Source organism: Tenacibaculum sp. AWR4_210 (genome assembly GCF_056160945.1).
Map to the genome: position 1 here is coordinate 283,516 of NZ_JBSWYF010000001.1, position 14,252 is coordinate 297,767.

The window sequence follows — 14,252 nt, forward strand, 5'->3', positions numbered from 1 at the left end:
GTGAAACTTGCTCGTTATGAGCAGTTTCATGGAATGATTAAATAACCTCCGATAACAGACTGATAGCCTTTGAGATAACTGGATTCCTATTTTCTTTATTCCACACTGCCGAAAGCACTGTTCGCTGAGGAATTTTATCGAGTGAAACATATCGTATGGACTGGTAACTCGTATTTGTAAGGGACTGAGGTACAATGGATACGCCAAAGCCATTTTCGACCAACTTAAAAATAGATTCAGCATGAATGGTATTGTGCGATACCAATGGTGAGAAATTATAAGCATCAAACAGCTGCATCACTTTTTCGTAGTACGACACACTGTACTTGGGGTCAAACAATATAAACGATTCGTCTTTTAATTGTCGTAAATCTATAAAATGCTCTTCGAGTATTGGATGCTCTTTCGGAACTACCAAACAAAAGGGTTCGACCAATACCGTTTTCATATGCAAACTTCGAGGCGCTCGTTCTAATCGTACAAAACCTATGTCAATTTCATTTCCCAGTAATCCGGCTATTTGGCTCTCATTATCCATTTCTTTAAGCGCAAAGGTAATATTAGGATATTTTTGATTCAATCGCACCAATAATTCTGGAATCACTTTTCGCATAGCCGACCCCACATAGCCTAGGCTCAGCTTCCCATCCTTTCCATCACTGATGAGCTTTGCATGCGAAAACAAAGCGTCTAATCCTTGCAAATGCTGGGTTAGCTCTCGCTGTAAATACAAGCCTGCTGCTGTCAATGCTACTTTTCGATTATGACGTTCAAATAACGGAAAGCCCAAGCCTTCTTCTAATTGCTTAATTTGTCTACTCAGTCCGGGTTGGGATATAAACAACTTTTCCGCAGCTTTTCGGTAATGTAACTCTTGTGCTACAGCTAAGAAATACTTGAGATGACGATACTCTATTTGATAACTCACAGTTATTAATTATTAAATTAATTGGTATTGTTAAGCATCAAAAATATGGATAAATTTGTAAGAAATACGAATTATCATGTTTAAATACGGAATAGATACTTTAACGGTTGACACAGTTATCGCCATTGCCAAGGGAGAAATAAAAGCTGGACTCGACCAAGAAGCCATAGATAAAGTAAATAGCTGTAGAGCTAAAGTAGAAACCATGGCGGCCTCTGACAAGGCTGTTTATGGAATTAATACAGGGTTTGGCCCCCTGTGTGATACGCAAATATCACCAGAAGAAACGAGTTTATTACAGAAAAACTTGCTAATTACCCATGCGGTAGGTGTTGGAAATCCGATTGATTCTTTTCTGTCGAAAATCATGATGATTACCAAGGTACACGCCTTGTCACAAGGATTTTCTGGAGTGCGCTTAGCAGTAATCGAGCGCATCATCTATTTTATCGAAAACGATTTGTTACCAGTGGTTCCTGAGCAAGGGTCTGTAGGTGCCTCAGGTGACCTCGCTCCTCTTTCGCATTTATTCCTTCCTTTATTCGGAGAAGGTGAGTTTTGGGAGAACGGTGAGATTGTACTCGCTAAAGACGCCCTAACACGTCATCAATTGGCTCCGATTGAACTCAGTGCTAAAGAAGGATTAGGGTTAATTAACGGAACCCAATTCATTTTAGCACACAGTATTTTAGGCTTAAAGAAAATGGAGTACCTATTGGACCTAGCCGATGTAGCAGGTGCGATGAGTTTAGAAGGATTCCAAGGAAGTGGATCGCCATTTAAAGAGGCCCTTCACCAAATTCGTCCTTTCAAAGGAAACTTGAAGGTGGCCGAACGTATGCGTATGCTCCTAGAAGGGTCTAACAACTTGCATTCTCACAGTGGTGATAGCTGTCCGAGAGTTCAAGACCCCTACTCTATTCGCTGTATGCCACAGGTACACGGTGCCTCTCGTAATGCGTACTATCACTTAAAAGAACTAGCTGAGATAGAGATGAACTCCGTAACAGACAACCCTATTGTTTTAAGTGCAACGGAAGCCATTTCAGGAGGAAACTTCCACGGTCAGCCCTTAGCTATGGCACTGGATTACGCATCCATTGCAGCCGCAGAATTAGGAAATATTTCGGATCGTCGTTGTTACTTACTTTTAGAAGGACAATTTGGACTTCCGCGTTTACTGACTACGGCAGGAGGCTTAAATTCAGGTTTTATGATTCCTCAGTACACCACTGCTGCCCTAGTAACCGAAAACAAATCTTTGTGCTTCCCTCCGTCAGCAGATAGCGTACCGACCTCTATGGGACAGGAAGATCACGTGTCTATGGGAAGTATCTCTGGAAGAAAGTTCAACCAGATTTTAGGAAACTTAGAAAAGATATTCGCCATTGAATTCATGTATGCCGCTCAGGCCATGGAATTTAGACGTCCGAACACTTTTTCAGAGATCATCGAAGAAAACTTCGCAATTATCCGAAGCAAAGTGGCTAAATTAGAAGAAGATAGAGTTTTGAAAGACGATATCTATGCATTGATAAAATTAGTTAAAGAACAAGCATTTAAAGTAGCGTAATTATGAGTTTTAAAGAGTTAATATTACAAGGGATTCCAACTGAATTACCTGCAAAAAGAAACTACCCTGAAGGAATTAACAGAGCGCCAAAGCGCAAAGACATTTTGGGTAAAGACGATAAAAAATTAGCCATTCGAAACGCGTTGCGTTACTTTCCTGAAGCTTGGCACGGTGAATTGGCTAAGGAATTCGCTGAAGAATTAAATGAATACGGTCGTATTTACATGCATCGTTTTAAGCCTGAGTACGCAATGTACGCGCGTCCGATAGACGAATATCCAGCACAGAGCACACAGGCAGCTGCGATTATGTTAATGATACAGAACAACTTGGATCCTGCCGTAGCACAGCATCCGGAAGAGTTAATTACTTACGGTGGAAATGGTGCTGTTTTTCAAAACTGGGCACAGTACTTATTAACAATGCAGTACTTGGCAACCATGACCGAAGAACAAACCTTACACATGTACTCAGGACACCCTATGGGCTTGTTTCCTTCATCTAAAAACGCTCCACGTGTCATTGTGACCAACGGAATGATGATCCCGAATTACTCCGCTCCTGATGATTGGGAAAAGTTCAATGCTTTGGGAGTAACACAATACGGTCAAATGACTGCAGGTTCGTACATGTACATTGGGCCTCAAGGAATTGTGCACGGTACAACGATTACCGTGATGAATGCCTTCCGTAAAATCTTACAAAAAGGAGACACTCCTAAAGGGAAAATCTTTTTAACTGCCGGCCTAGGTGGTATGAGTGGCGCACAGCCGAAAGCAGGAAATATTGCCGGATGTATCACCATTGCCGCCGAAGTAAATCCGAAAGCCGCTACTAAGCGTCACGAACAAGGTTGGGTAGATGTATTGATTGACTCTCTCGACGAGCTCGTACAACGCGTACGCCAAGCACAGGCACAAGAAGAAGTAATTTCTATAGCATTTATCGGAAATATCGTTGACGTTTGGGAACGCTTTTACGACGAGGAAATTTTTATCCACGTGGGTTCTGATCAAACCTCATTACACATTCCGTGGACTGGTGGTTACTACCCTGCTGACATCTCTTATGACGAGTCAAACAGGTTGATTCGTGAAGAGCCTGAGGTATTTAAGCAAGAAGTACAAAAGACCTTAAGAAGACATGCAGAAGCCATTAACAAACACACAGCAAAAGGAACCTATTTCTTTGATTACGGAAATGCCTTTTTACTCGAAAGTTCGAGAGCTGGAGCTCAAGTAATGGCACCTAATGGCATTGATTTCAAATACCCATCATACGTTCAAGATATTTTAGGTCCTATGTGCTTCGATTACGGATTTGGACCTTTCCGTTGGGTGTGTGCCTCTGGAAAACCTGAAGATTTAGATGCAACTGATGAGATTGCTGCTCGTGTTTTAAGTGAAATCATGAAGAATTCACCCGAGGAGATTCAGTTGCAAATGCAAGATAATATCACTTGGATTCAAGACGCCAAGAAAAACAAAATGGTCGTAGGATCACAAGCACGTATCCTCTATGCAGACGCAGAAGGACGTGCCAAAATAGCTGCCGCCTTTAATGACGCCATTGCTGCTGGCAAAATAGGACCTGTCGTATTAGGTAGAGATCATCACGACGTAAGTGGAACGGATTCTCCGTATCGCGAAACGTCAAACATATATGACGGAAGTAAGTTTACAGCGGATATGGCCATCCATAACGTTATAGGAGACAGTTTTAGAGGCGCTACCTGGGTATCTATTCACAACGGTGGTGGCGTTGGCTGGGGAGAAGTTATGAATGGAGGATTCGGTATGCTTTTAGACGGTAGCGCTGAAGCCGAAGCTCGTTTGAAAAACATGTTGTTTTACGATGTAAATAACGGTATTGCACGTAGAAGCTGGGCCAGAAATGAAGAGGCTATGTTTGCCATTAAACGAGAAATGGAAAGAACACCTAGCTTAAAGGTTACCATTCCAAATTTGGTTGCCGACGATTTACTCGACACTTTATTTTAACACCAACCATACAAGAAAGCCTGCCTAAGTGCAGGCTTTTTTTATCTCCTCCAGTGGGCAAAACCCGGTATCTAGTCACCAAATTCAATCAACTTAGGGGCTAATACTGGGAATAAAATTCTCAAACCCCAATACTATAACTAGCCCTTTTAGACTATTCAAACAGAAGCAAAACTTCGCTCCTTTGATAGTTTTGAACTTCTCAAGCGTTTCCTTAACACCCCCAGCATGAATTGAGAACGCTTCACAGAATGACTAAAAGACGTTTTTTTGATGTAGTTTTATTCTTTTATTTTAGAAAATTGTTTTCTATATAATTTTTATTATTGATCGGTCAGCACCCTAATTTTAAGGGCGACAACAACTGTGCTCGCCCAAAACTTCAGCTCCCTCAATCGCTCAAAACAACATGTATTATTTTTTACTTATCTTTGCTCGTCTTCTATTGAAAACAGCAGTAAACACTGCTAATACACAGAAGTACAAGCAATAACAATTCGTCAAGTTTGCCGTTAAACTAATACTTTAACTAACATTAAATTAAAACTTCAATTAAAAGATCACTAAATACTGGTTTTTAGGTAGTTAAGCAACATAAAGCAAACATATTACAAAACCTGCAAAATTACAAAACACCCGTTAACCTCCTGAAAACAGGCGTGTTTTAACCTTTTTCACAACGACCACAGCTAAAACGAAACAACGGCGTGTTTTTTTACATTCGCAGCTGTAATAATTGTTTTTAAGGCCTCGCTATACAGGTTCACTACAAGGGAATGCTACAGTAATAACTACCGCACCTACTTATAGAAACCTCATTAAGAAAATAGAGTTTTGCTTATCAAAAGAGAAAAAATTAAATCTTTACTCTTTGTAATGTTCGCTGCTTTTCATCGACCACTTGTCTATAATTAATTTAGATAGTCAAGTTTGCACACTGGAGTTTGCTTGCCTACCGAGATTTCAATACATTTGCGGCATGGAAAAACTGAAGGAGCGTTGGGGAATTACCAACAACAGAGATATCATAGCTATTTTGTTAGTATTTTCGTTAAACGGATCATTTGCGGCTTATATTGCAAAACCTTTGACGGCTGCGTTGGGGCTATCAGTAGCATCTGTGGGACCATGGGTGTACTATCCGCTACGCATACTTTTGATCTTCCCTATCTACCAAACAACACTGCCTATGTTAGGTTGGTTATTTGGTCAGTTTAACTTTTTCTGGGCCTTCGAAAAGAAGTTTTTAAGTCGTATAGGGCTTGGATTCTTGTTTAAAAACAAAGAGCAATAGGACACCTCTTTTTAGTCCAGGCGATGCACTTTTGTGATCGGAATAGGTAGTTCTACTCCATCGTTGATAAATCGTTTGTGTACCGCCTCTTTAATCGCACATTTCGTTCTAAATTCTGAAAAAGGTTCATTCAGCCACACGTAGGCACGCATGTGTATATGGTCGGGATGTACATCGATGACGCGTACGTCAATTGGATGCACCGAAGCCAACACTTGGTCAGGAGTTCTGTTGTCTATGACGGTAGGATGTTTTACAGCCTCTTCTTGAATAATACGCCTGGCTAAGTCAATATTGGCGCGCAGACCAATTTTAAAGTTGTTAAAACTCAATACATGAGAATCTTCGATGGTATGATTTAGTACGGAATCGGTACTAATAACCGAGTTAGGAATAATCAATCGCTTGTTTTCAAAGTTATTGATAACTGTATGACGCAGGGTAATGTCTTCTACGATCCCAACGCGAGCATCATCGAGCTTGATATAGTCACCAACGCGAAAAGGTCTAAAAATAACGATAAAGGCCCCTGCGATCAAATTAGAGAGTGCAGCCTGGGCTGCAAAACCGATGATTGCTGCTAAAATACCCGCTCCAGAAAATATTAAGGTTGCCTTACTTCGAAACACAGGAACGGTCAGCACAATATAGATGATTCCAAAAATCCCAATAAAAAATTTTACCGAATTTCTAAAAAACTGAATACTGGTTCGCCCGTATTGGTCTTGCTTGCGGTAACGAATGAGCAACACAATCACATAGCGGATAATGCGCGATATCAACCACGCAACAAATACGATAAAACAAATATACCCGATAATCCCTATAGCGGAATTGAGATTAAAATACTGTGCCATAGTTTCCCTATTTAGACGCTACAAAATTATTCTAAAGTCAATACATTCACAAATCAAAAGCAGCGAACCTAGCAAAATGTTCTCATCTTCTCGGTCTCAGACAGCTTAAATTTGCCAGTCACACGTACACCAGTCAAGGTAGTCTTTAAAAAGCCCTATCCTGTTTAGCACTACTAAAACACTGATTTTTGACGCTGCTTTTAACGCCCTAATTACTTGGTATAAAACTCTCATTGTAACTCATTTCGGCAAGAACAGTATCAACAGAAGACTTGTATAGAAATACGAACTCAGCAATGCACATACCTATAGGAGCTCGATGATTTTATTCAGCGACTTATTTTCCTTCCAACTGACCAATTTATCTCTTAAGGGTACAGAAAATTCTCTATTTGGGAAACTCCTTTGAAGTTCCATAAAGATTTCTAATAATTTTTTAGTCCCGCGGATAGGCTCTTTCGCCATGGTACAAATCACTGCACTCAAAACATCGTACAAGCACTCGTTGTGCTGTTTTGACACATTGAAAAGGCTCGCCGTGATTAGATCTGTAAACCTCTTTAGCGGAGCGTATTCTTCACGTTCCAATTTCCCTATGGCTTCGCCTATGAGTTGATTGTTAAAACGATGCTCACTGTTTGCTTTTATCCAAATCTCAGCCGCCAGGTCTCTTGCCACTTTTTCACTGCATAAAAAGCCTGTAGCAAGAAATAAATAGGTGATTTCACCAACATCTTTTCGATACCAAATTTCGTGGAGACCTTTTAGAAAATTGATCATATTTTTTTTACCGCTCTCCTCATAAAAAGTGGAGTATTTTAAGTTGGTATGAATCATATGCCCCAAAAGCACATTCGGATTATTAGGAGAAAGATATAAAAACCTGAGTTCATCATTGGGTTGGATTACAGTGTAATACTCATGTTTCTTAAATTTTAAATACCGATACATCCCTTCAACTTCCTTTTTTTCCTTTCCGCTGAAATACCTTTTTATTTTTAAAACTTCCGATGGTTTTTCTTGATGCGAATTAGGAAAACCTTCTAATCTGAGCTCTTTTACTCGTCTCTTCTTTTTCACTAATTTTTGTAGTTTATGATCGTAGTCCTGATACCATTCATCTCGCTGATTACAATTCCATTCATACGCCCCTAATTCTGTTTGTAAAGAATTGGCAAACCCATCTTGAAAATACTCTAATTCACTATCGATATTTCTACTCAACACACTTTGAATCCATAATTCTGGTTTCGATACTTCTGCCTCTTGAATTGGTAAATATCCATAGTGATAGCGGAATACCTGTTGTATCTCGGAATTGACAATCCTGTCGATATGGTTATTTAACTGCGCTGACTTTTCCCCTGAGGGAAGCCTACCTATAGCTATCTGAAAATCAAACAGATCTATTTCTTGTCCTAACTGTTCATAAGCTAGTAATCGTTCGATCAAGACTGTAGGGTCTAACCAGCACGGAAAATGGGTTGGAGTCGATAACAAACTCAGATCAAGTTGCTCTGTAATAAAATATTTTGAACGAATGAACAATGCTCGATATATCACATAGATGTAATCTGGCACCGATTGGTTTTCAATTTCCTGCAAGCTATTTTTATAATAACTCGCATAAAACCGCTCTTTTTGCAGCTCTTTTATTTTCTTATTCTTAATCCTGTTTAAATTCTCAAAGGCCACAGGGTATTTTTTTATGAGGATATTGGCGAAATCATTGAGAAAAGAAGCTGCTCCGAATTCTAAATAACCTACTTGTGCATTCGATACTTGACTAGTAATAAATTCAAAAGAGCGTTTAAATACGGGTTCTAGTTTACGCACATTGGTTTCGTCAAGTAGTAAACTGAGTTTAGGCGCATAATGTAACAATAAATCAATATGGTAGCTTTCATTATTGTTCATAGACTGGCTCACAAAAAAAATTAAATCGTCTAATGAGCTATATTGCGGTAGTTCATTATCTTCAGATAACCTCCTACTGTTTCCTTCAAAAAACACTTCTTCAAGAGTTTCGGGGACAATACTATATTCCGATAGTACAGTCTTTGAAGAATGAAATAGATTGCCAGAATACAACTGGAGTACGTCTAATAAGCTTTGATTGTTTGCCGTTCCGTACTTTTGGATAATTTTAGCCGTTCTCAATTGAATTTTCTCATCAAAAAACAGCAAGGCCTCGGCACTTTTTATACTTACTAAATCAGCGGAATTCGGGTGGATTTTAGCTATTTTATCCAAGATTATCAAAGTTGCATTTACCACAGATTTCGTTTCGGTATTCAGTAAAATCGAACAGCTATCCAAAAAGGCATCTAATTGGAACTGTTTGTGGTTCACTATTGTTTTAATATATTTTAATACTGTATTGACAACTTTTGAATGAGGTGAATACAAGGCAGAAAAAAGCTCACTTTGGAACTCAACAATCTCTGCTTCAGTTGGTGAAAGCCTTATAAGTAAGTTGTAAAACCATCCACTTAGGTTTTTATTGAAACCCTTTGTTGCTGTATTAATAGTTTTAATCAAGACTTTTTTCCTGTCCAATTCGCCATCATCAACCAGCTTACAAATTGTATCAATCCAGATAGCATTCCCATCCGAATAATTTTCAATACCGTTGAATTCGTAAACATTATGTACTATGGTTTCTTCTTCAAATAGTAACCAAATGTGCTTTTGCAGGGTTATAGGATACTTTAATAACTGTTCTGGCTTGTAATACAGTACCCTCTTATTCGCTTTAACCCAAACTGCATCGATCATCGCTTTCGGTAAAAGTTCTCGAATTAATGAATCAGAAGGTTGTAGTAAACCGGCGCTGTAAAGGCGCATTGCTTTTAAATACGTCAAACTCCAAGGTGGGTCTTCGTTAATGACCTCACTGTACCATTTGGGTATATACCAGGGAATGATATTTTCTAAATAAGTGTCACTAATAGCCAGATTACTTATGTCATAAACCGTTTTTTTAACATCAGTTTTAGAAAGACAAACAAAGCAAGCCATTTCTAACAAAGCTATTTTTTTATCTGAAATTCGTTCTTCAAAAGACTTAAATTCAGCAATTTTCTTGTACATCCTTTTTAAAAAAGGGCCTAATTCTCTTCTTTCCGCAACCGTCAATTTCTTTAAAAAAGGGATAATTTCCCGTTCTTGCATTACGAGGTTTTCGAGTTCTTTTGATAGCATAATTATTCGTTTTTTACTTTCTTCTTTACTGCTAAAATGTGCTTACACGCTCCGCGTTCTCCCTGATTTCTACTAAACCATGCACAGGTACATTTCTGAAAATCATCGTTCAACACCACGTAATGGAATACACCACTACCGGCTACTCTCGCTTCAATTTTGGTGGCTGAATGTACTAATATGGTAACCTTCCCTTCCTCCAACAGTTTTTCTGCTCCCTTTAGTCTCGGATTTAACGACAATATCCTTTCTAGCTTAAAGGGAAGTCGACGATAAAAGAAGCCGTTTTTTTCCAAATCGTAGCCCAGTAACCCCATAGCAGAAAGCTTGGTGGCCAACTTATCAATTTTGGTGATCGCTATAGGTTCTTCAAAAGACAATAATGTCGGATTAAATTCTTGATTGGTATAAGCACAGGTATCAAATGCGCGAATCAAAGCATCTGGCAGGTCTTCTATTAATTCTTCAAGCGCAGCCCCTTCACCGGAAAACCCCCTCCAATAATCTCTGGAAATGGAAAAGACAAAATTCAATTCGGTAAACCCCAAAATAAATGTTACCGATTGCATGTTCTTATGCGGATAAATTTTTAACCAAGTAATCAAGGGAAGTAAGGGCTGTAGCAATCTCAGTCGGTGAATCCCTCCAATACAAATAGCCCTTGTCGATTTTATCGGACTAAACAGGTATTTTCGACCTCTATTTATGAGAAAATAATCCGTTTTCACCTTCCCGTTAGGGATGGTTTTAAAAAGTTGAATTGCTTGTATTCTTGTTAAGGTAACCCCATAATCAGATTCTGAAAAATACTGCTGTACAGTTGTCAGTCCCTTAATCCATTTACTGGGCAGCGGGACTTTTCTCTCCGTGAAACTCGCACCGTCTTTATGAAAGCCTACTTCTTGCTGGCCTACAGAGAGTATCAACTCATCATTTTTTTTGATTTTACCGAGTTCAGCTATTAACGGCGTATTAAAATCGACATTGGTGGTTCCGCTTTCTATAAATTCACCATCCTGCCCATTTTCTAAAACATCGACTCTTGCATACACGCCAGCACAATGCGAAAATCCTTCAAATCTAAGCTGCTCATTTCCGGCAGTTACAATGGGATCTTTTAACAGCGCCAATTGGAATGCTGATAGATTGAAACTGGATTGTACAATATTCGATAGGGTAATTAAACACCGCGACAACTCAAATGGATGCTTTAAGCTACCCCAATAAAAACAGGGAGCACTTCCCTTTTCTACTTCACTGAATTTTGATAATAGTAAGTTTTCAGCTCCTTTTTCTTTTGTTAAACTCGATTTAGCAGCATATTTATAGCTCAACGTTTCTTTAGTCATTACAAGTATCGTTTTACCAGTATAAAGCCTGCGGTACACGGAGAATCTCTCGTATTCAAGCCCTACACCCTTCTCTTTCATATTTTTCAACTGCGGAAAATTGACACCCGTCAAATGCAACAGTCCTCTGTAACAAATATAACAGTTATACATTGATTTTTGAGCATGCAGCCCGCACTACAAGCCCCTTTTAGTTCACACTAATTATGCCTTTCAACTGAGACTATTAAAAAACCGCATAAACGAATTGCTTATGCGGTTATTATAAATTTTAACAAAGAAGTTCCTTGTAAAAATAGACTTCGGTATGCGTATAAACTCGGCCGATGCTCAGTTAATCAAACAAGGCGGTTTGTGATTCGTCATCGTCTATTTGTTTTTTCTTTTTTAAGGCATTTGCCAAAGCTTTTTGCTTTTTAAGCTCGAGCAAGGCTTCGTAATCATTGATATCTACATCCTCTATTTTTGGCACTTTCGGAACTACTTTTTCTTCATTTACTTCAATGTCTTCTACCTTTTCTTCAGGCTCTTCAAACGGTAGTGGCTCTAATAAGTTTACCGTCCTAATCTTATCCGTGGTGAGCTGATTTCCGAGTGCTTTGATCCCTTTTACTGAAATGAACTCTTCAAAATTCACCTCTATTTTCTCCAAGCTTCGCTTCGAAAATATAACTTCAGCCATAGGGCGATAGTCCGTGGCTATGATTTCTAACTTGGTTTTTTCGTGATCGGACACGAAAATTTCCTCCTTATCAGCGGCTTCTATTAAAAAGCGTTTTACGTAGTACCTTTCTTTATTACCATCGAAATAAATAGCCGAAATTGGTTTTTGAGGCTTCCATTTTTCCAAGACGATCATATCGTTATCAAAATGCATGGTTAAATCAGGAGTTACCGCTTTGATTTTACCACTTTGCGTAGCAATTAGCAGCTTATCTTCTGCCTTGAATTCACCTAACAACTCTCCTCTATCATCGACATTTAAACGACGTACTGTATCATCAAACCAAATCTTTCTCGGTTTCAAGGTAGAAACTCCTGCTGATTTGAATTCAATTTTTTTAATGGCGTATTTCGTCACTTGGTTTCCACGAGCACTTCTACTCTTGATGGCCAAGTCCGCAAAATCAATGTCCCATTTTAACTTCTTGATACTTCCTAAGGCACGTAATAAAATGGTAATTACTTCCGCTTCTCCATTCGGATTGGCAGTAAAATAAAGGACTTTAGATCCTTTACTACCATTGGTCAAATCGTATTCTTTATCACGAGTAATACTCGTTACATTAAAGCGCTTCATATAACTTGGACCTCTTGTTCCGTCCTTATAAATCATATTATACACTGTACGCTTGTCTTTTTTCTTGAAAATTGCGATGTGTATGATGCCTTTCCCTACAAAAGTTTTTGAGGCTACTTTGGTGACCATCATTGAACCGTCTTCTCTAAAGACAATCACATCGTCAATATCGGCACAATCGGTAATGTATTCGTCCTTTTTAAGTGAGGTTCCGATAAATCCTTCTTCTCTGTTCACATAGAGTTTTGAATTTCTCATCACCACTTTAGTCGCTACGATATCGTCAAAAATGCGAATCTCTGTCAAACGTGGTTTCTCTTTACCGTATTTCTTTTTGAGTTCTTTAAAATAGTCAATAGCGAACTCAATTAGATGATCTAAATGATGCTTTACTTCGGCAATTTGCTCTTCTAAACTATCGATAAACTGCTTGGCTTTATCGATATCAAACTTTGAAATTTTCTTGATTCTAATTTCCGTTAAACGCAAGATATCTTCTTGAGTCACTTCGCGTTTTAGGTGCCCGATATGTGGCTTCAATCCTTCATCAATAGCTTCAATTACTCCTTCCCAGGTAGCTACCTCTTCAATATCACGGTAAATTCTGTTTTCGATAAAGATGCGTTCCAGAGAAGCGAAATGCCATTGTTCTTCTAACTCAAACAACTTGATTTCCAATTCTTTTCTAAGCAACTCCACCGTAAAATCTGTCGATTTTTTTAACACTTCAGACACCCCTATAAATACAGGTTTGTTATCTTCGATGATACAACAAAGTGGGGATATCGAATTTTCACAATTAGTAAAGGCATACAGCGCATCGATGGTCTTGTCAGGAGACACATTTGGAGGTAAATGCACTAAAATTTCCACATTAGCCGCAGTATTATCTTCAATGCGTTTGATTTTGATTTTACCTTTGTCATTCGCCTTTAAAATACTATCGATCAAAGAGCTCGTCGTAGTACCAAAAGGGATTTCAGTAATCACCAAGGTCTTTTTGTCAAGCTGTGATATTTTAGCTCGAACCCTTACTTTACCTCCTCTTTTCCCATCATTATAATTGGTAAAGTCGGCAATACCTCCGGTAAGGAAATCCGGAACAATACTAAAACTTCTGCCCTTTAAATACTTTACAGAGGCATCGATCAATTCATTAAAATTGTGTGGTAAGATTTTTGTCGAAAGTCCTACTGCAATTCCTTCCGCACCTTGAGCGAGTAGGAGTGGAAATTTCACAGGTAAATTAACAGGCTCTTTCTTTCTACCGTCATAAGATTGCTGCCATTCCGTTGTTTTGGGATTAAAAACGACATCCAAGGCAAACTTAGACAATCGCGCTTCAATATAACGCGATGCTGCCGCTCGGTCACCAGTAAGTATGTTACCCCAGTTCCCCTGCATATCAATCAGAAGTTCCTTTTGTCCCATTTGCACCATGGCATCAGCAATCGAAGCATCACCGTGCGGGTGATACTGCATGGTATGCCCTACTATGTTTGCCACCTTGTTGTAACGACCATCATCCAAATCTTTCATAGAATGCATAATTCGTCGTTGTACAGGTTTAAAACCATCTTCGATAGAAGGAACGGCACGTTCCAAAATCACATAAGACGCGTAATCCAAGAACCATTCTTTATACATTCCGGTAACCTTGGTTATGGTCTCATTGTTTTCGATGGGTTGGTTTAACTCCTCGTCGTTTTCGTAGGTATTGTTTTCGTCGCTCATAAATTAAATATCG

Annotated in this window: 8 protein-coding genes; 3 read left to right on the forward strand and 5 right to left on the reverse strand. The window is 39.0% G+C overall.

Going from position 1 to position 14,252, the window contains the following annotated elements; genetic code table 11:
• Positions 1–37: 37 nt before the first annotated feature.
• Positions 38–928: a LysR family transcriptional regulator gene (locus ACXAG7_RS01205; RefSeq protein ID WP_408043690.1), complete on the reverse strand. Its 891-nt coding sequence runs from the start codon at positions 926–928 to the stop codon at positions 38–40.
• Positions 929–1,004: 76 nt separating this feature from the next.
• On the opposite strand from ACXAG7_RS01205, the gene hutH reads away from it, so the two are divergent.
• The 3 genes from hutH to ACXAG7_RS01220 all read left to right on the forward strand — a co-directional run bounded on the left by hutH (position 1,005) and on the right by ACXAG7_RS01220 (position 5,795).
• Positions 1,005–2,501 (forward strand): histidine ammonia-lyase, encoded by a 1,497-nt coding sequence (hutH, locus tag ACXAG7_RS01210; protein ID WP_476665669.1) that lies wholly within the window; start codon positions 1,005–1,007, stop codon positions 2,499–2,501.
• 2 nt (positions 2,502–2,503) lie between these two features.
• Positions 2,504–4,501 carry a urocanate hydratase gene (locus ACXAG7_RS01215; protein WP_476665670.1) on the forward strand — a complete coding sequence of 666 codons (1,998 nt, stop codon included), beginning with the start codon at positions 2,504–2,506 and terminating at the stop codon, positions 4,499–4,501.
• Positions 4,502–5,480: 979 nt separating this feature from the next.
• Positions 5,481–5,795, forward strand: a complete 315-nt coding sequence (locus tag ACXAG7_RS01220) for a DUF6787 family protein (RefSeq protein WP_408043693.1) — start codon at positions 5,481–5,483, stop codon at positions 5,793–5,795.
• 11 nt (positions 5,796–5,806) lie between these two features.
• Here ACXAG7_RS01220 and ACXAG7_RS01225 read toward each other — a convergent pair whose 3' ends face one another.
• From ACXAG7_RS01225 to ACXAG7_RS01240, 4 genes are all read right to left on the reverse strand, one after another.
• A complete protein-coding gene (locus ACXAG7_RS01225) occupies positions 5,807–6,652 on the reverse strand; it encodes a mechanosensitive ion channel family protein (protein ID WP_408043694.1) in 846 nt (281 codons plus the stop codon).
• A gap of 306 nt (positions 6,653–6,958) precedes the next feature.
• The gene (locus ACXAG7_RS01230) at positions 6,959–9,856 is read right to left on the reverse strand and encodes a DUF6493 family protein (protein ID WP_476665671.1); all 2,898 of its coding nucleotides are present in this window, start codon (positions 9,854–9,856) and stop codon (positions 6,959–6,961) included.
• Positions 9,857–9,858: 2 nt separating this feature from the next.
• Positions 9,859–11,205 (reverse strand): SWIM zinc finger family protein, encoded by a 1,347-nt coding sequence (locus tag ACXAG7_RS01235; protein ID WP_476665672.1) that lies wholly within the window; start codon positions 11,203–11,205, stop codon positions 9,859–9,861.
• A gap of 334 nt (positions 11,206–11,539) precedes the next feature.
• A complete protein-coding gene (locus ACXAG7_RS01240) occupies positions 11,540–14,239 on the reverse strand; it encodes a DNA gyrase/topoisomerase IV subunit A (protein ID WP_476665673.1) in 2,700 nt (899 codons plus the stop codon).
• Positions 14,240–14,252 lie beyond the last annotated feature (13 nt).